Origin of the sequence: Streptomyces sp. 11x1 (genome assembly GCF_032598905.1) — a bacterium.
In the GTDB taxonomy this organism is placed as follows: domain Bacteria; phylum Actinomycetota; class Actinomycetes; order Streptomycetales; family Streptomycetaceae; genus Streptomyces.
The window spans coordinates 6,616,179-6,634,663 of record NZ_CP122458.1 but is presented as its reverse complement, the minus strand read 5'-3'; the positions used below and the strand labels follow the sequence as shown (position 1 = coordinate 6,634,663).

Annotated in this window: 15 protein-coding genes and 1 tRNA gene; 6 read left to right on the top strand and 10 right to left on the bottom strand. The window is 70.7% G+C overall.

Annotation, left to right across the window (positions count from 1 at the left end):
• Positions 1-167 precede the first annotated feature (167 nt).
• The 3 genes from P8T65_RS29140 to P8T65_RS29130 all read left to right on the top strand — a co-directional run bounded on the left by P8T65_RS29140 (position 168) and on the right by P8T65_RS29130 (position 4,652).
• Positions 168-241 (top strand) — tRNA-Lys (locus P8T65_RS29140).
• Positions 242-720: 479 nt separating this feature from the next.
• Positions 721-2,718: a cellulose synthase catalytic subunit gene (locus P8T65_RS29135; protein WP_316728151.1), complete on the top strand. Its 1,998-nt coding sequence runs from the start codon at positions 721-723 to the stop codon at positions 2,716-2,718.
• Positions 2,715-4,652: a kelch motif-containing protein gene (locus P8T65_RS29130; protein WP_316728150.1), complete on the top strand. Its 1,938-nt coding sequence runs from the start codon at positions 2,715-2,717 to the stop codon at positions 4,650-4,652. Before P8T65_RS29135 ends, P8T65_RS29130 begins: the two co-directional genes overlap by 4 nt.
• Before the next feature lie 192 nt (positions 4,653-4,844).
• Here the strand turns inward: P8T65_RS29130 and P8T65_RS29125 are convergent, their stop codons facing one another.
• The 6 genes from P8T65_RS29125 to P8T65_RS29100 all read right to left on the bottom strand — a co-directional run bounded on the left by P8T65_RS29125 (position 4,845) and on the right by P8T65_RS29100 (position 11,646).
• Complete coding sequence (locus P8T65_RS29125) at positions 4,845-5,876, bottom strand: glycoside hydrolase family 6 protein (RefSeq protein WP_316728149.1); 1,032 nt, start codon at positions 5,874-5,876, stop codon at positions 4,845-4,847.
• A gap of 402 nt (positions 5,877-6,278) precedes the next feature.
• A complete protein-coding gene (locus P8T65_RS29120; protein WP_316728148.1) occupies positions 6,279-7,001 on the bottom strand; it encodes a class F sortase in 723 nt (240 codons plus the stop codon).
• Positions 7,002-7,010: 9 nt separating this feature from the next.
• On the bottom strand, positions 7,011-7,862 hold the full coding sequence (locus tag P8T65_RS29115; protein ID WP_316728147.1) for a hypothetical protein: 852 nt from the start codon (positions 7,860-7,862) through the stop codon (positions 7,011-7,013).
• Between the two features lie 208 nt (positions 7,863-8,070).
• Positions 8,071-8,850, bottom strand: a complete 780-nt coding sequence (locus P8T65_RS29110; RefSeq protein WP_316728146.1) for an HAD-IIA family hydrolase — start codon at positions 8,848-8,850, stop codon at positions 8,071-8,073.
• A 230-nt stretch (positions 8,851-9,080) separates the two neighbouring features.
• Entirely contained in the window at positions 9,081-9,980 is a 900-nt protein-coding gene (locus P8T65_RS29105) for a cell wall protein (RefSeq protein WP_399100630.1), read from the bottom strand.
• Positions 9,981-10,308: 328 nt separating this feature from the next.
• The gene (locus P8T65_RS29100; protein WP_399103248.1) at positions 10,309-11,646 is read right to left on the bottom strand and encodes an ROK family protein; all 1,338 of its coding nucleotides are present in this window, start codon (positions 11,644-11,646) and stop codon (positions 10,309-10,311) included.
• A gap of 170 nt (positions 11,647-11,816) precedes the next feature.
• On the opposite strand from P8T65_RS29100, the gene P8T65_RS29095 reads away from it, so the two are divergent.
• Complete coding sequence (locus P8T65_RS29095; protein WP_316728144.1) at positions 11,817-12,902, top strand: Gfo/Idh/MocA family oxidoreductase; 1,086 nt, start codon at positions 11,817-11,819, stop codon at positions 12,900-12,902.
• Positions 12,899-13,372: a heme-degrading domain-containing protein gene (locus P8T65_RS29090; protein WP_316728143.1), complete on the top strand. Its 474-nt coding sequence runs from the start codon at positions 12,899-12,901 to the stop codon at positions 13,370-13,372. Before P8T65_RS29095 ends, P8T65_RS29090 begins: the two co-directional genes overlap by 4 nt.
• 124 nt (positions 13,373-13,496) lie before the next feature.
• Here P8T65_RS29090 and P8T65_RS29085 read toward each other — a convergent pair whose 3' ends face one another.
• From P8T65_RS29085 to P8T65_RS29070, 4 genes are all read right to left on the bottom strand, one after another.
• Positions 13,497-14,354, bottom strand: coding sequence for a fumarylacetoacetate hydrolase family protein (locus P8T65_RS29085; protein ID WP_316728142.1), 858 nt, complete (start codon positions 14,352-14,354; stop codon positions 13,497-13,499).
• A gap of 137 nt (positions 14,355-14,491) precedes the next feature.
• Complete coding sequence (locus P8T65_RS29080) at positions 14,492-15,400, bottom strand: YidC/Oxa1 family membrane protein insertase (RefSeq protein ID WP_316728141.1); 909 nt, start codon at positions 15,398-15,400, stop codon at positions 14,492-14,494.
• A 150-nt stretch (positions 15,401-15,550) separates the two neighbouring features.
• Positions 15,551-15,862: a DUF6412 domain-containing protein gene (locus P8T65_RS29075; RefSeq protein ID WP_316728140.1), complete on the bottom strand. Its 312-nt coding sequence runs from the start codon at positions 15,860-15,862 to the stop codon at positions 15,551-15,553.
• A gap of 65 nt (positions 15,863-15,927) precedes the next feature.
• Entirely contained in the window at positions 15,928-16,659 is a 732-nt protein-coding gene (locus P8T65_RS29070) for a class E sortase (protein ID WP_316728139.1), read from the bottom strand.
• Between the two features lie 173 nt (positions 16,660-16,832).
• Between P8T65_RS29070 and P8T65_RS29065 the strand changes: the two genes are divergently transcribed.
• Entirely contained in the window at positions 16,833-18,392 is a 1,560-nt protein-coding gene (locus P8T65_RS29065; protein WP_316728138.1) for a beta-1,6-galactanase, read from the top strand.
• Positions 18,393-18,485 lie beyond the last annotated feature (93 nt).

The following is an 18,485-nucleotide window of genomic DNA, read 5'->3' as shown; positions in this document are numbered from 1 at the left end:
AAGAATTCCACGCTTCTGCACGCCCGTCAGTTTCGCAACTGTCCTCCCGTGTCGCATGTTGACGGTCCAAATGATGTACCCGGCCGCCGCGGACGACGCCCCCGGCCGTTCAGCCGGAGCGCGCGTGGTCGGGAGCACCCCCGCCCCTCCGGTAAAGTTCTTCTCGCGCGCCGCTAGCTCAGTTGGTTAGAGCAGCTGACTCTTAATCAGCGGGTCCGGGGTTCGAGTCCCTGGCGGCGCACAGACCGGAGAGGCCCCTCGCGAGTGAATCGCGAGGGGCCTCTCCGCATGTGCGCATCACCCCGGGCGCTCCCCTCGCCCCCCTCGCACTCCCCTCCCACTCCCTACAGATTCTCCATCAATGCACCCATGTCCGCGTATGACCGGTAAACGCCGTGTTTCGCACCTTGCGATCAAGATGAACACCATAGAACCCTGGGCCGTAAGAGACTGCGGATACATGGCGGTTGGGGAGCCTTGGGCGCTTTGCGCCCTGGGATGGGGATCTGGGGCCCTCGACGAGGTGCGCACCGTACGCGCTCAGGCACAAAAGATGCCGAGGGGGCATCAATGCAACCGGATGGTCTTCGTCCCGTGTCTCCATGGTGTAGATCACATGGTGACGATAACCCACTGATGCGTCCGTAACGGTCGAGGGGGACCGATTCGGACGAAAGACCGACGAACACACACTCGACGTGTGTGCGGGGGGGATGACTCATGACGTCGACGCCGACGGGCGCCCGGCACAACCACGACCCATCCGATACGACCCGGCTCAAGGTGCCGTCACACCGCACCGGAGCCCTGCGCAAGCTCAGGAAGGCACTTCCGAGATACGACTACGAGCACTACAGCCGCCTCGCCGGCCCGCTCACCCAACCCGACCCGACCAAGCCCTACAAGGTGCAGTACCGGTCGCTGATCTCCCAGGAGCCGCACCGCCTCAGGGTCGCCCTGATGCTGGCCGCCGCGCCGCTGCTCTCCCTGGTCCTGCTGGCCTGGCTGCTGCAGCAGGAGCACTGGACCAAGCGCGACTACGTCGAGTACGAGTTCCTGCCCGCCCTCGACCTGGTCATGCTGATCTCGATCGGCCTGATCGAGTTCTTCCGCTGCATGAACGTGCTGTCGAACGCGCACGCCACCCTGGTCGCCCGCGACCCGATCCCGGTGGTGCCCGAGACCGGCACCCGAGTCGCCTTCCTCACCTCCTTCGTGCCCGGCAAGGAGCCGCTGGAGATGGTGACGAAGACCCTGGAGGCCGCGGTGCGGCTGCGCCACCGCGGACTGCTGCACGTGTGGCTGCTCGACGAGGGCGACGACCCGGATGTGAAGGCGGTCTGCGCACGCCTGGGCGTGCACCACTTCTCCCGCAAGGGCATCGCGAAGTGGAACCAGCCCAAGGGACCGCACCGCGCCAAGACCAAGCACGGCAACTACAACGCCTGGCTCGACGCGCACGGCGACGACTACGACTTCTTCGCCTCGGTCGACACCGACCACATCCCGCTGCCCAACTACCTGGAGCGGATGCTCGGTTTCTTCAGGGACCCGGACATCGGCTTCGTCATCGGCCCGCAGGTGTACGGCAACTACGACAACTTCGTCACCAAGGCCGCCGAGTCCCAGCAGTTCCTGTTCCACGCGCTGATCCAGCGCGCCGGCAACAAGTACGGGGCCCCCATGTTCGTCGGCACCTCCAACGCCGTACGGATCAAGGCCCTCAAGCAGATCGGCGGGCTGTACGACTCGATCACCGAGGACATGGCCACCGGTTTCGAGATCCACCGGCACAAGAACCCGGCGACGGGCCGCAAGTGGCGTTCGGTGTACACCCCGGACGTCCTCGCGGTCGGTGAGGGGCCCAGCGCCTGGACGGACTTCTTCACCCAGCAGATGCGCTGGTCGCGCGGGACGTACGAGACGATCCTCAAGCAGTACTGGAAGGGCTGGTACTCACTGCCGCCGACCAAGCTCTTCAACTACACGATGATGATCATCTTCTACCCGATGTCGGCGCTCAACTGGATCCTGGCGGCGCTGAGTTGTGCCCTGTTCCTGGGCCTCGGCGCCTCGGGCGTGAACATCGACCCGGTGGTGTGGCTGATGCTCTACGGCAACGCCTCCGCGCTCCAGATAGGCCTGTACGTCTGGAACCGCCGGCACAACGTCTCCCCGCACGAGCCGGAGGGCTCCGGCGGTGTGGCGGGCATGGTGATGTCCGCGCTGTCCGCGCCGCTCTACGCGAAGGCGCTGATCGACTCGGCGCTGCGGCGCAAGAGCAAGTTCGTGGTCACGCCCAAGGGGGACTCGGCGAGCCCGGACCGGTGGTTCGGCACCTTCCGGTACCACTGGTACTTCATCGTCATCTTCGGTGCCTCGATCGCCGCCGGGTTCGTCTTCGGCAACGCGCACCCAGCGATGATCATCTGGGCCACCTTCGCCATGATGATCACCGCCCTCCCCATCTTCGCCTGGCGCTACATGCTGCGCCAGGACCGGAAGAAGGCCGCCGCCGCGGCCGAACTGCAGGGGTCCATGGTGGCGCCGCCCGAGGCGGCTCCCGCACCGTTCGCGCCACCCCGCGCACCGCACGCCCCACACGCGCCGCACGCTCCCCAGCACAAGCCGAGCTGGGCGGCGTCCGGGTCGGGCGGCGGGAGTAGCGACCAGACCATGCAGATCGCCCTGGGCGGACTTGGGGGACGTAAGGAATGAAGGACCGTGCAGGCCGCCGCCGTGCCCGTCGCCTCGCGATCGGCGCGGCGGTGGTCCTCGCGCTCGCCGGGATGAACGGGCCGTGGGTGTACCGCTTCAGTACCGAGAAGTACCACGAGTACAAGATCAACAGACCCGAGTACAAGGCCGACAACGGGCACTGGCAGATCGTGGAGTTCCCGGAGAAGTACCGTCAGAACACCATCCACGCCGCCCTGTTGCACACCGGCAAGATCCTGCTGATCGCCGGCTCGGGCAACGACGCCGAGAACTTCGACAAGAAGAAGTTCGACACCCGTGTCTGGGACCCGGTCAAGCAGACGATCAAGCGGGTGCCGACCCCGGCCGACCTGTTCTGCACGGGTCACACCCAGCTGTCCAACGGCAATCTGCTGATCGCGGGCGGCACCAAGCGCTACGAGAAGCTGAAGGGCGATGTCACCAAGGCCGGCGGCCTGATGATCATCCACAACGAGAATCCCGACAAGGGGATGAGGCTGAAGGCGGGGACCCGGTTCGTCGGCAAGGCGAACGGCAAGACCTTCGTCCTCAAGGACACCGTCGAGCTGAAGAAGGCCGTCAAGACCTTCGATCCGGACACGGGCAAGTTCACCGGCAACGAACCGGGGATCGCCCGCGCCTACGTCGAGGCCGAGCGCAGCGGCAAGCGGTACGAGACGGGGACGGAGGACAACTACAAGGTCGTCGGACTGACGGGCGAGGACGCGCGGAACACGTACGGCATCGCGCAGAAACTCGCCCTCGACAAGAAGGACTTCCAGGGGATCAAGGACGCCTACGAGTTCGATCCGGTCGCCGAGAAGTACATCAAGGTCGACCCGATGAACGAGGCACGCTGGTACCCCACGCTGACGACCCTGTCGGACGGCACCGTGCTGTCGCTGTCCGGCCTCGACGAGATCGGACAGCTGGTCCCGGGCAAGAACGAGATCTACGACCCCGGAACGAAGAAGTGGACCTACACGAAGGAGGAACAACAGTTCCCGACCTACCCGGCGATCTCCCTGATGCAGAACGGCAAGCTGTTCTACTCGGGCGCCAACGCGGGGTACGGGCCGGACGACATCGGGCGCGACCCCGGGATCTGGGACCTGAAGACCAACAAGTTCACCAAGGTCCCCGGGATGAGCGACAGCAAGCTGCTGGAGACCGCCGGGACCGTGCTGCTGCCCCCGGCGCAGGACGAGAGGTACATGGTCATCGGCGGGGGCGGGGTCGGTGAGTCGGAGCGGTCCAGCAAGCGGACCCGGGTGATCGATCTGCTGGACGACCGGCCGCGGTTCGTGGACGGGCCGCGGCTGGCGAAGGGCACGCGGTACCCGCAGGCCTCGATCCTGCCCGACGACACCGTCCTCATCTCCGGCGGCTCGGAGGACTACCGGGGGCGCGGCGACTCCAACATCCTCGAAGCGCGGCTGTACGACGCGCGGACGGGCCAGATGCGACGGGTCGCCGACCCGCTGGTGGGCCGGAACTACCACTCCGGGTCGATCCTGCTGCCGGACGGACGTGTCGTCTTCTTCGGATCCGACTCCCTGTACGCCGACAAGGCCAACACCAAGCCGGGAGAGTTCGAACAGCGGATCGAGATCTACACGCCGCCGTACCTCTTCCAGGACGCCCGGCCGACATTGACGGGTGGACCGAAGACGGCGGCGCGCGGCGGGAAGGCGACATTCGGGACGCGGCACGGGTCGTCGATCGAGTCGGCGCGGTTGATCCGGCCCAGCGCGTCGACGCATGTGACCGATGTGGACCAGAAGTCGATCGAGGTGGACTTCGAGGTGACCGGGGACGAGATCACGGTGACCGTGCCGAAGAACCGGAATCTGGTGCAGTCGGGCTGGTACATGCTGTTCGTCACGGATGACGCGGGGGTGCCGAGCAAGGCTCGGTGGGTGAAGGTGCCGTAGCGCTCCGCTGGGTTTCGCCGTTTTCGGGTGCGGGTGCGTGGGGGCTGGTCGCGCAGTTCCCCGCGCCCCTGAAAAGCACGGGCTGCGGCCCGTGCTTTTCGCTTTCAGGGGCGGGGGGAGCTGCGCGAGCAACCACACCCCGCCCGGAGTCGCCCGAACAACCGCAGCCCACCCCGTGGGGCGTGCCGACCGTCAGTCGGACGCCTTCGCCAGATCCAGCGCGTACTCCGGCCACCACTCGCCCGCCTTGGGCCCGCCCTTGCACTCCCCGTCCGACTCCCCCGGGCGCTTGACCCAGAGGTACGCGTCCACGAGAGGGTCCGCGGTCTTCGTCGTCGGGGTCTCCCCGAGGGCCCGCCCCGGCGGATTGCACCAGCGCTCGTCCTCGTCGCCCTCGTTCCAGGGGCCGTTGCCGTTGCGGCTGGTGTCGATGACGAAGGGCTTGTCCCCGATCTTCGCGGAGAGTTGCCTGCCGTACTCGATGGAGTCCTCGGTGGTGTAGAAGTTCGAGACGTTGACGGCGAAGCCGTCGGCCTGTTCGACACCGGCCCACTTGAGGGGGTCGTAGATCTGCTCGGGGTCGCCCCAGCCCGCGTTGCCCGCGTCCAGGTACACCTTCGTGTTCTTCAGTCCGCCCAGCGTCTCGATCGCGCCCTTCAGCAGGTCGTACCGCTCCTCGTGGAACTCCTCCGGCGTACAGCCGTCGACCACGTGCAGCACCGCGTCCGGCTCCAGCACGATCGTGGCCGGGCGGTCCCCGATGCCCCGGGCCACGCCGTCGATCCACGCCCGGTAGGCGTCGCCGTCGGCGGCGCCCCCGCCGGAGTACTGGCCGCAGTCGCGGTGCGGGATGTTGTAGAGGACGAGCACGGCGTCCCGGTCGGCCTCCTCCGCGGCGACGGTGAAGCCCTTGGCCTCCCGCTCCGGGTTCTCCGGGCCGATCCACTCGCCGGTCGGCTGCTCGGCGATCCTGCGGATCAGCTTGGCGTCCTTGTCCTTGCCGGCCTTCTCGTAGGCGGCGACCTGCGCCGCCGCGTTCCCCTCCGGGTTGACCCAGAACGGGTCCGTGCCGTTGGGCTGTTGGGTGATGCCGGAACCGGAGGCCCGGTCCTTCCCGCCGTCGCCGTCGTCCCCGTCCTCTCCCCCGGAACAGCCGGCGAGCAGTAACGCCACCCCCATCACCGCCCCGCATGCCCGAACCCCGGCCCCCCTACCGCCGTACATCCAACTCCCCCTTGGGTGCACCGTGTCGTAAGCCCCAATCCTGACATAAGTCCCGCCTCGCCCACGAGGTCATCACCATCCGCCCGGCGGCACCGCCGGGAGCACACGCACCGGAACGCGCCCGCACGGCCGCCACCTGCCTCCATCTGCCTCCATGTCAGAGAGCCACGATCCGTCGACTTGGCGCCAAACAACCGCTGGCGGGTGCCGCCCCCACGCCCTGAAGTCGCAGTCGAACGGCCCCCGGTCGGCGGCCCCAGGGGGAGCGGGTCGCCGACCGGGCCGGGAGCACGGTGTCTTCGCAGGTGCCGGGGTTCCGTACCACCGGGGGCTGCGCGTGGATCGCTTTCCGGTCAAAGTCCCGCCCGTCACAGCGTCGTGCGGGACCAAGCGCTGTGGCGGTCAGGGCCTCGTTCCGCTCAGGTACGCGTTGACGACGACGTTCGCCGTGTAGGTGCGGCTCGCCTTGTCGAACGTGCCGCCGCAGGTGACGAGTCGGAGTTCAGCGCGCCCGGACTGCCGTACGCCGTAGGCCTGTCGGGCGTCGAACTCGTCCCGCCCGATGACCCGCACGTCGTCCACGGTGAACTCGGCCATCCGCCCGTCGCTGCGGGCCACCCGGATCTTCTCGCCGACGCGCAGCGCGCTCAGCTTGTAGAAGACGGCCGGTCGGGTCTCGGTGTCGACGTGCCCGACGAACAGCGCGGCCCCCGCCGCGCCGGGCCGCGCGCCGCCCGCGTACCAGCCGACGACGCCCGGCTGACCGTACGACGGCGGCTCGACCGCCCCGTCCCGGTCGAGGCCGCGCGCCACGACCGGCGCCTGCACCCCCATCGAGGGGATGTCCAGCCGCTGCGGCCGCGCGCCTTTCAACGGCTCTGCGGCGGGCGGCAGTTCGGCCTGGGCGGGCCGTCCCACGGCGGCCACGTCCCCGGTGGTCGGCGCGGAGCCGCCCTGCCGCACGTCGGTGACCTCGCGGCCCCACAGCCACAGCCCGAGCAGCAGTACGGCCCACGCGACACCGGTGACGACCCGGCCGGTCCCTCCGCCGGACCCTCCGCCGAGACCGCGTTCGCCGACGCCGCCGTAGTCGTAGCCGTTGTCGGAATAGTCCCGTCCGGACACGACGGCCCCCTATTCCGTACGGCGGTCGCGGCCCCGGCGCGCACCACGCGCCACGACCGCCACCGCCGCGACGCCGGCGAGGACCAGGCCGACCACCGCGTGGCGGGCGCCGGGGCCGGTGTGCCGGGCGTCGTCCATGGAGTTGGCCGGGTCGGCCGAGCCGCGCGCGCCCACCGGGTCGGCAGCCGCGAGGTGGGCGGCCGCTCCGCCACCGCCCGCACGGACGGGGGCGATCGGGGAGGAGGGCGCCGAGGGCTGCCGGCCGGCGGGGCGCTCGCCGGCGGGCCGCTCGGCCACCGGTGAAGCTTCGGTCGCGGTCGGCCCGGTCACGGGCGGCCTGATCCCGGACGGCTTGGCCGTCGGGAGCGTGATGCCGGTCGGTGGTCTGAGATCTGTCGGTGGTCCGAGATCCGTCGGGAATCTGAGATCCGTCGGTGGTGCGAGGCCCGGCGGGGGTCTGAGGCCGGTCGTGGGCTTTCCTTCGCCGCCGACCTTGATCGTCCCCGTGACCTTGTCCTCCCTGCCGTCGCACGTGATCCGTACCACGTAGGTGCCGGGGTCGAGCGAGGAGCGGACGCGGGTCTCCCCGGCGAGCGTGCCGGGGCTCCTGCCGGTGAGCTGGGTGAGCCGCGCGTCCGCGACGAACGCGGCCGAGACGGCCGTTCCCGTCTTCCCGCCGCAGCCCCCGGCCCGCACCTGGATGTCGGTGCCCGGGACCGGCGAGGCCGGCACCACCGAGACGTTCTCCGAGACATTTCCCGAGGTGTTTCCCGGGTCGGTCGCGTGGGCCGGGGGTGCCGACGCGGCTAGCGCCGCCGCGGCCACCACCCCGGCACAGAGAGTGACTCGCACTGAGCCCATGGTGAACCTCCAGACACCCCAGAGACTCTCCCGCCGGGCGCCGGGACGCATCCGGGGAGGCGCCCCGACTGCTCCGTACGGGTGTCAGGGGGTTTATCCGGGGCCGGGCACCCGGCGGCCTCGCCGGGATGGTCGGCCGACCATCCCGACCGGCCGGGCCGACCATCCGAACGGCCGAACGACCGACCGGCCAACCGGCCAACCGGGCTCAGAGACGGTCCACGAGGTCCGCGATCGAGTTCACGACCTTCGAGGGGCGGTAGGGGAACTTCTCGATCTGCTCAGGGGTGGTCAGACCGGTGAGGACGAGGAAGGTCTCCATCCCGGCCTCGATGCCCGCGAGGACGTCGGTGTCCATACGGTCGCCGATCATCGCGCTGGTCTCGGAGTGCGCGCCGATCGCGTTGAGCCCGGTGCGCATCATCAGCGGGTTCGGCTTGCCGGCGAAGTACGGCTTCTGCCCGGTCGCCTGGGTGATCAGCGCGGCCACGGCCCCCGTCGCGGGCAGCGGGCCCTCGGTGGAGGGCCCGGTCTCGTCCGGGTTGGTGGCGATGAACCGGGCGCCGCCGTTGATCAGCCGGACCGCCTTCGTCATGGCCTCGAAGGAGTACGTGCGGGTCTCGCCCAGGACGACGTAGTCGGGCTCGTGGTCGGTGAGGACGTACCCGATGTCGTGCAGCGCGGTCGTCAGCCCCGCCTCGCCGATGACGTACGCGGTGCCGCCGGGCCGCTGGTCGTCCAGGAACTGGGCGGTCGCCAGGGCGGAGGTCCAGATGTTCTCCACGGGCACGTCCAGGCCCATGCGGGAGAGGCGGGCGTGCAGGTCGCGTGGGGTGTAGATCGAGTTGTTGGTGAGCACCAGGAAGGGGCGGCCGGAGTCGCGGAGCTTCTTTATGAAGGCGTCGGCGCCGGGGATCGGCACGCCCTCATGGATGAGCACCCCGTCCATGTCGGTGAGCCACGACTCGATGGGCTTGCGCTCTGCCATGTGCGATCTCCTGCCGGCGTCTGTCGATACCTGCCGTACGTCCGTACCTCCGTACGTCCGTACTTCCGTCGCCCGTACGTCCGGGTCGTCCCAACCCTAGTGAGCCCTGGCCGAAAAGAGGAGGCCGATCTTGGCCGCTGAGACCGGGGTCGCTTCAGGTCAGCGGGGGCGTGGGGGGCGTGGCCGCCATGCACGGGTGGACGTCGGGGGCGGGTGTCGGTCTCGTGTCGTCAGCGGGCCCGTCTGCGGACCGTGGCCGTCAGTAGGCCGCCGGCGACCAGGAGCAGGAGGCCGGTGACGTACGGGAGGGCCTCGCGCATGCCCGAGGCGGCCAGTTCGTCGGGGTACGGCCGCCGCTCGTCCGGTACGGCCGTCGTGCCGCCCCTCTCCTTCGCCGCCCCACCGCCGTCCTGGCCGGCCTCCGTCCCGTCCTCGTCCTCCGCCCCGCCGCTGTCCTGGCCGGCCTCCGTCCCGTCCTCGTCCTCCGCCCCGCCGCTGTCCTGGCCGGCCTCCGTCCCGTCCTCGTCCTCCTCCTCGTCGGTGATCCGGAAGCGGTAGTCGTTCGACTCCCCCACCCACGTGCCGTCGTCGCCACGCCGCTCGACGACGGCCGCGTTCGCCACGACCTCGTTCGGCGCGGTCGCGTCGGAGGTGAGGGAGAGGCGGACCTTGACGGCGAGGGTGCGGCCGGGCAGCACGGTGAAGCCGGTTCCGCCGCCGTGACCATCCCCGCCGAGAACGCCGACGAGTTCGTCCGCGTCGGTCCGTTCGAAGGTCACCGGCCGGGGGGTGGTGTCGTCGGCGTCGTCGTAGAACTCCAGCTGCAGCTGGCTCCGCTTCAGTGTGCGCGCGCTGTCGGCCAGCACGACGACCGGGTGGATGTTGCCGCAGGTCCGGGAGGTGGTGTTGGTGAGCTCCACGGCCCAGGTGTGGAAGCCGCCGCCGGCGACGTAGGTGGTGGGGCCGCCGCGGATACGGGTCCGGATGGGGAAGGCGCCGCTGTCGTCACCGACGCAGCCGGTCCGCAGGGCGTCCGACGCGGGCGCGGGCACGGTGGCCGCCGCCGCGGGACCACTGACGATCGCGGCTGCGGCGGCGAGGGCAAGGGTCAGGCACGTACACAGTCGCATGAACACATGACCATGCCACCCACCCGCCCCGACAAGCCCCGCCACGCCCCGAGGCCCCGGGATCAGACCCGAATATCCGCTCGATCAGCGGAGCCCCCGGCTCGCTTCGAGAACCGGGGGCACGAGAAACCGCGGGCCATCGGGCGGGCACGAGAAGCCGCCGGCCACTTTCAAACGCCGGCTGCGCACACCCCCGGTCGATTTTCAGGGGCGCGGGGAACTGCGCGAGCAACCCCACACAACCCGCAGCCGCCCGCCAACCGCCCCCCACGGCACCCCGGCGCATCCCCGTCACTCCCTCACCGGCGCCCCCTCACCGGCGCCCCCGTCACCCATCCTCCCGTCCGAACAACGGCGCGAGCAGCAGCTGAGCCGCCCCCTCCGCAACCGCCGACACCCCACCCCCGGCAACCCGCACCGGCACAGCCGGATCCTCCCCCTGCAACCGAGCCCACTCGTCGAGCACGAACCCGACCCCCCGCACGAACTCCTCCGGCCGGGCCTCGACCGTACGCCCGCCCAACAGCACGACCTCGATGTCGAGGAGCCCCACGAGGTTGGCGGCTCCCGTCCCGAGCACCCGCGCCGCCGCCTCCACGTCCCCCCGCGCCATCGCCGCGAGGCACAGCGCCTCGATGCACCCCCGGTTCCCGCACTCGCACCTCGGCCCGTCCAGCTGAACGACCTGGTGCCCGAACTCCCCGGCACGGGTCCGGGCCCCCCGGTGGACGGACCCGTTGATCACGAGTCCGGCACCCAGCCCCGTACCGAGGTGGAGGTAGGCGAAGGACCCGTGCGCCCCTGCGGCCGCCGCGAGCCTCAGGGCCGCCGCGTTGGTGTCCTTGTCCACGACCACCGGCATCCCCAGCCGCCGCGCCAGCGCCGCCCGCAACGGAAACCCGTCCCACTCCGGAAACCCGGTGACCCGGTGCAAGACACCGTGCAGATGATCGAGAGGCCCGGGCAGAGCGACTCCGACACCGAGCACGGGGAGGAGAGGGGGACCGTGAGGATCGGAGCCGGAAGCCACGGCGGCCACAGACGCGGCACCGGTGTCGGTGTCGGTGTCGGTGTCGACGCCGCCATCGGAACCGAAACCGAAACCGGAACCGGCGTCGGCATCGCCGCCGTAGTCACCGCCCCGATAGCCCCCAGCCCCCACCCCCCGCCCCTCACTCGCCTCCGCCAGCAACGCCTCCACCTCACGCGCCGCGCCCTCGACCACGTTGTCCGCCCCGGCGCCCAGATCCAGCGGCGCCTGTCGCAGCGCGACCACCGCCCCGGTCAGATCGCAGAGCACGGCCGTCAGCTCGTCGCGGTCGAGGTGGAGGCCGATCGCGTGCCCGGCGTCGGGCACGAGCCGCAGTACGGTGCGCGGCTTGCCACCGGTGGACGCCCGGTACCCCGCCTCCGTCGCCAACCCGTCCGCCCGCAACCGTGCGGTGATCTTGCTGACGGCCTGCGGAGTGAGCCCGGTCCGCTCCGCCAGCTCCAGCCGGCTTATCCCGGCCGCCCCCGCCCTGCGCAACAGATCCAGCACCAGCGCCCCGTTGTGACTACGCAACGCGAGCAGGTTCACTCCCGCGACACCACCGGTCCGCCCGAGACCGCCCCCGTTGCCGCCGCCGTTACCGCCGCCATTGCCGTTCTGGTGCCCTTGACCGATCCCGTCGCCCGCACCGCCCCGGTCGTCCCTGTCGCCGCCACCGCCGGCGCCGCCGTCGTCGATCCCCTCGCCGAACCTGTCGCCGAACCCGTCACCGATCCCGTTGCCGTCCACACCCCCATTGTCCCTCGTGCTTGCACTTTGGCAACAGCGTTGCTTAAGTGGGTGGTATGACAGGTACCAGCACCGACAGGCCCCGGCGCGTCGCCCTCGTCGGCTACGGCCTCGCCGGCTCCGTCTTCCACGCCCCGCTGATCGCCGCGACGGAGGGTCTGACCCTCGACACGGTCGTCACGTCGAACGCGGAGCGCCAGGCGCAGGCCCGCGCCGAGTTCCCGGACGTACGGTTCGCGGCCACGGCGGACGAGCTCTGGTCCCGGGCGGACGAGCTGGACCTGGTCGTCGTGGCCTCCCCCAACAAGACGCACGTCCCGATCGCCACCGCCGCCCTGGAGGCGGGCCTCGCGGTCGTCGTCGACAAGCCGGTGGCCGGTACGGCGGCCGAGGCGCGCGAGCTGGCCGCCCTCGCGGACGCGCGCGGTCTGTTGCTCTCCGTCTTCCAGAACCGCCGCTGGGACAACGACTTCCTGACCCTCCGCCGCCTCCTCGCCGACGGCGAACTGGGCGAGATCCGCCGCTTCGAGTCCCGCTTCGAGCGCTGGCGCCCCCAACTGAAGGGCGGCTGGCGCGAGTCCGGCGACCCCACGGAGATCGGAGGTCTCCTCTACGACCTGGGCAGCCATGTCGTGGACCAGGCCCTCACCCTCTTCGGCCCCGCCACCCTGGTGTACGCGGAGTCCGACCTGCGCCGCCCCGGCGCCGAGACGGACGACGACACGTTCATCGCCGTGACGCACGCGAACGGCGTCCGCTCCCACTTCCACGCCTCCGCCGTCACCCCCCAACTCGGCCCGCGCTTCCGCGTGCTGGGCTCCGAGGCGGGTTACGTCAAGTACGGCCTCGACCCCCAGGAGGCGGCCCTCCGCGAGGGCGAGCGCCCCACCCCCGACGCCGCCTGGGGCCAGGAGCCCGAGGAGTTCTGGGGCCGCGTCGGCGCCGGCGACTCCCCGCTGACCGACGGCGGCCGCCCCGTCCCGACCCTCCCCGGCGACTACCCCGCGTACTACGCGGCCGTGGCCGCCGCACTGCAGGGCACCGGCGAGAACCCGGTCACGGCGTACGAGGCCGCCGCCGCGCTCGACGTACTGGAGGCGGCCCGCAAGTCCGCGAGCGAGGGCGCGGCGGTGAGGCTGTGACGACCCACGACACCCCGACCATCGAGGAACTGGAAGCACAGGAGCGCCAGTTGGTGCTCCCCCGCTTCACCCACGAGGACGCCTGGACCCTGGGCTCCCTGCTGGTGGAGCTGGCCCGCGAGCGGAACGCCCCCGTGGCCATCGACATCCGCCGCGGCCCCCAGCAGCTCTTCCACGCCGCCCTGCCCGGTTCGGCCGCGGACAACGACGCCTGGATCGACCGCAAACGCCGGGTCGTGGAGCGCTACGCGAGCTCCTCCTACCTCGTCGGCGCCCGCTTCCGCGCCAAGGGCACGACCTTCGAGGAGTCCTCCCGCCTGGACCCGGACCAGTACGCCGCACACGGCGGCTCCTTCCCCCTGACGGTGGAGGGAACAGGCGTGATCGGCACGGTAACGGTCTCGGGCCTCCCCCAACTGGAGGACCACGCCATGGTGGTGGAGGCCCTGCAACGCTTCAAGAGCACCTGACAACCGCCGGGTCCACCCGCGCCCTCAGGGGCGCGGGGAACTGCGCGACAAGCCCCCACGCACCCGCAGCCGCCAACAAACAGCAGCCCCCCACCCCTTAGGCACTCGCCCCCAAGCGGAGCGCCTACGCGTTGCCGAACTCCTGCCGCTGCCGCCCCAGCCCGTCGATCTCCAGCTCCACGACATCCCCGGCCCGCAGGAACGGCTTCGGCTCGGGCTCCCCCAGAGCCACCCCCGCCGGCGTCCCCGTATTGATGACGTCCCCGGGATACAGCGTCATGAACTGACTGACGTACCTGACGACTTCACTCACCGCGAAGATCTGCTCCCCGGTCGTGCCGTCCTGCTTCAGCTCCCCGTTGACCCACAGCCGGAGTCCCAGCTTCTGCGGGTCCGGCACCTCGTCGGCGGTGACCAGCCACGGGCCCAGCGGGTTGAACGTCTCGCAGTTCTTGCCCTTGTCCCACGTCCCGCCGCGCTCCAGCTGGAACTCCCGCTCGGACACGTCGTGCGAGACGGCGTACCCGGCGACATGCTCCAGCGCGGCCTCGCGCGACTCGACGTACCGGGCGGTCCGCCCGATGACGACGGCGAGCTCGACCTCCCAGTCGGTCTTCGTCGACCCGCGCGGCACGAGCACCGTGTCGTGCGGCCCGACGACCGTGTCCGCCGCCTTGAAGAAGATCACCGGCTCGGCGGGCGGCTCGGCCCCCGTCTCGCGCGCGTGGTCGTGGTAGTTCAGCCCGATGCAGACGATCTTGCCGATCCGGGCGACCGGCGGTCCGATGCGCAGCCCCGCCGCGTCCAGCACGGGCAGCGCCCCGCTCTCGGCCGCCTCGCGGACCCGCCCGAGCGCCGCCTCGTCCGCGAGCAGCGCGCCGTCGATGTCCGGCACGACCTCCGAGAGGTCCCGCAGGACCCCCTCGGCGTCGAGCAGCGCGGGCCGCTCCGCACCCGCCGTACCGACTCTCAGCAGCTTCATGGTCGCCAACTCCCTCGATCGTCCGCAGCCCGACCGATGGGTGCGGCCATCGGAGGACTGGTCGATCGTCCAAGGTCATGGTCCACTCCGCAAGACCCGGTTCACGGACTGGACCGCCCGCCCCGCGCCTCGGATCACTACCGCTTGGTAGCAGCCGCCGACCTACCCGGCCTCCCAGATGTCTTGGCAGCCCCAACCTTGGTGGTCTTTGCGGCCCCGTCGGTCTTGGCGGTCTTGGCAGTCTTTGCGGCCCTGCCGGTCTTGGCGGCCGCCACCTCGGCCCCGGCCCCGGCGGCCCCGTCGGTCTCGGCCTCCGGCAACGGATACAGCACCGCCCGCTCCACCGCCGTCCACGTCGTGCTGGTCACCACGTACAACGCGGCCGCCAGCGGCACCACCGCCACGGTGACCAGCGTGAAGAAGGACAGGAACGGCATGAACTTGCTGACGGCCCCCATGCTCGCCGCCATCCCGGGCAGCTGCTCGTCCGACACGGCCGGCACCCCGGCCGTACCGGCGGCCATCATCCGCTTCGTACGCCGGAAGTTGAAGGCCGCGACCCCCGTGACGATCACGAACAGCCCGACGTAGACGAGCCCCTGCGCCCCGAGAACGCCGCCGTGGGCGAGCGCGTCGGCCCAGCGGTCGCCGAGCGGGGCGGCGAAGAGCCGGTGGGTGAGGAGGGCGTTGGCCTCGCCGCCGATCGTGGTGTTGGAGAACAGGTGGTAGAGGAGGAAGAAGGCCGGCAGCTGGCAGAGGCTAGGCAGGCAGCCGGACAGCGGCGACACCTTCTCCTTCGTGTGCAGCTCCAGCAGTGCCTTCTGCAGCCTCTCGGGGTTCTTCGCGTGCTTCTTCCGCAGCTCCGCGATCTGCGGCTGCAACGCGATGCGCGCCCGCTGTCCCCGCGCCGCCGCCCGCGACAGGGGGTGCACGAGCAGTCGTACGAGCGCCGTGAACAGGACGATCGCGACGGCGGTCGCAGAGGCGTGGAACAGCGGCTGGAGCAGATCGGCGAGGTGCGCGACAAGGTCGGCGAATACGGACATGGGTGTGAGCCCTCCAGGGGTCTCGTCGGGCCGGTGAGAAGTGGTCGGACGACCGGAAAAGTGGTCGGACGACCGGACTCGGCGCGACGGCCCACGTGCGGAGCACGGACCTCAGCCAAAGAGAGAAGAGAATCGGGGTGCGGGTGTGCCCTACGCGGTGGCCGTCAGGAGGGCATGTCCGGGCGCGCGAGGGCGCGTACGCCCGCGTGCGTCGGGATCGCGTTGGGGCAGGAACGCCGTACGGCGTTCACGGTCCCGGATGGCCGTACGGACGCGCGTACGGGGGACGACGGGCGCGCAGCGCGCGGTGATCAGCGCGCAGGCGGCGAACGCGGAGCCGGCCGCGGCGGTCGCGGCGAAGGCGACGGCGGCGGAGAGCGTGCCGGTGTCGAGGACGGCGACCTCGAAGAGGAGCAGCAGCAACATCGCGGCGGGGCGAAGACTGGCCCAGCTACGGATCACGGCTCCCCCTCTCCAACAGCTCTCGCAACTCTCGGGACTCCCGAACGACTCTCGCACACATGCTCTCATCTGAGGCGCACAGAGCGCAGCTTCCCCCAGACAACGAGCCGGTACGTGGAGGTGTACGCGGGCGTGCAGGTGGTGAGCGTGAGGTAGTGCCCGGGCTCGCGATACCCGTACGACGGCCGCACGTCGCTGCGCGGGACGGGCCGCAGGACCCCGCCGTCGCCGGGCGCGGTCTGCGGGAGCGTGCTGTCGACGACGTACGTGTGGACGGCGTCCCGCGTCTCGACGCGCACCTCGTCACCGGTGTCGAGCCGGTCGAGGTGGCGGAAGGGCTCGCCGTGGGTGGTGCGGTGCCCGGCGAGGGCGAGGTTCCCGGGCCGACCCGGCAGCGCGGTCCCCGGGTAGTGCCCGACGAACCCCTTGTCGAGGACCTCCGCCCTCCCGACCCCTTCGACGACGGGTGCCCGCAGACGGAGCCGGGGGATGACGAGCACGGCGTAGGCCCGAACGACCCCTGACCCCACGCTCCCCGCACCGCCCTTGCCGCCCCCATCGCCCCCGTCGCTCCCCTCGGCCCGTACCGCCCACGCCCTCTCCGGTCGTGCCTCCTCCGCCCAGGCGCGCTCCAGCGCGGCCACCTCCCGGGCCGCCCCTTCCTGGGCCTGCCGATTGGTCCACCACAGCTGATGGGCGACGAAGAGAAGGAGAACAAGCCCGAGGGTGACGGCGCCCTCCGCGGCCACCCAGAGCGGGCGGGCCCGGCCCGACAGCGTCGCCTCACGCACTTTCATCTCCCCTTCTCACAACCCTTGGAAGAAAACGGAGAAAGCGCTGTCAGACCTCTCGACAACCTCACCACTCACCCCTGACTCTTCCGATGTCCCCACTCAGCAGTCCGGAAGGCGACGGATGCCCGTCCGTTCTCCCTTCCCTCTCCTCGGCACCCGCACCCCCCGGAGCTGACATGACCGCATCCCCCGACCCCACGAACGACCGCCAGAGACCGGCGGAGTCCCCGACCCCCGACAGGACCGCGGGGCACTCGCCCGCCTTCGGCCGCAGAGCGCTCCTGGCGGCGGCCGGCGGCGCGGTCGTCGGCACCGCATTCGGCACGGGCACGGCGAGCGCGGACGCGACGATCGCCGTCAACCCGGCCACGAAGTACGGCACTTGGGAGGGCTGGGGCACCTCCCTCGCCTGGTGGGCCAATGTGTTCGGCGCCCGGGACGACTTCGCCGACCTGTGGTTCACCACGAAGACGACGACGTACAACGGCACGGCGCTGCCCGGCCTGGGCATGAACATCGCCCGCTACAACCTCGGCGCGTGCAGCTGGAACACGGTGGAGGGCTCGGCCATGGTCAAGTCCCCGAACATCCCCGCCTTCAAGCAGATCGAGGGCTTCTGGCAGAACTGGACCAACGAGGACCCGGCGTCCTCGGCCTGGAACTGGAACGCGGACGGCAACCAGCGCGCGGCCCTGACGAAGGCGGTGGCGCGCGGTGCGACCACCGAACTCTTCGCGAACTCCCCGATGTGGTGGATGTGCCTGAACCACAACCCCTCGGGCGCCTCCGGCGGCGGCAACAACCTCCAGTCCTGGAACTACCGCCAGCACGCCTCCCACCTGGCGGCGACGGCCCTGCGCGCCAAGAACAACTGGGGCGTGAACTTCGCGACGGTCGACCCCTTCAACGAGCCGGCGTCGTCGTGGTGGACGGCGACCGGCACCCAGGAGGGCTGCCACATGGACCCGGCGGTCCAGGCCGCCGTACTCCCCCACATGCGCAGCGAGCTGGACAAGCGGGGCCTGACGAACATCCGTATCACCGCCTCCGACGAGACGAACTACGACACGGCCCGCTCGACGTGGAACTCCTTCAACGCGTCCACGAAGTCCCTGGTCAGCCAGGTCAACGTGCATGGCTACCAGGGCGCGGGCGGCCGCCGGGACCTCCTCTACACGGACGTGGTGACGACGTCCGGCAAGAAGCTGTGGAACTCGGAGACGGGCGACAGCGACGGCTCGGGCTGGACCCTCGCCCGCAACCTCTGTTACGACTTCCGCTGGCTGCACCCCACGGCCTGGGTCTACTGGCAGGTGATGGACCCGACGGCGGGCTGGGGCATGATCAAGTACGACGCGAACACGCTCCAGCCGGGCGCGATCGAGACGAAGTACTACGTGATGGCGCAGTTCAGCCGCCACATCCGCCCGGGGATGACGATCCTGGACGCGGGCTCCAGCTTCACGGCGGCGGCGTACGACGCGGCGGCGCGGCGCCTCGTGATCGTGGCGATCAACACCGCGACCACGGCCCAGACCTTCACTTTCAACCTCTCGAACTTCACGACGGTGACCGGCGGCACGAACGGCCTGGTCCCCCGCTGGAACACCCACACCTCGGGCGGCTCCGACCGCTACCGCGCGTACTCGGACACGTTCCTGAACGGCAAGTCGGTGGCGGTCCCGTTCGCGGCGGGCGCGGTGCAGACACTGCAGATCGACGGGGTGACGATCTAGCGGGGTGGAGGTGGGAGCGTGCGCGCCCCGGCGGTGGCGCCCTCCCACCTCCCCGCCTCCACCCGCACCTCGCCTCCGCCCCCTTTCCGTCGC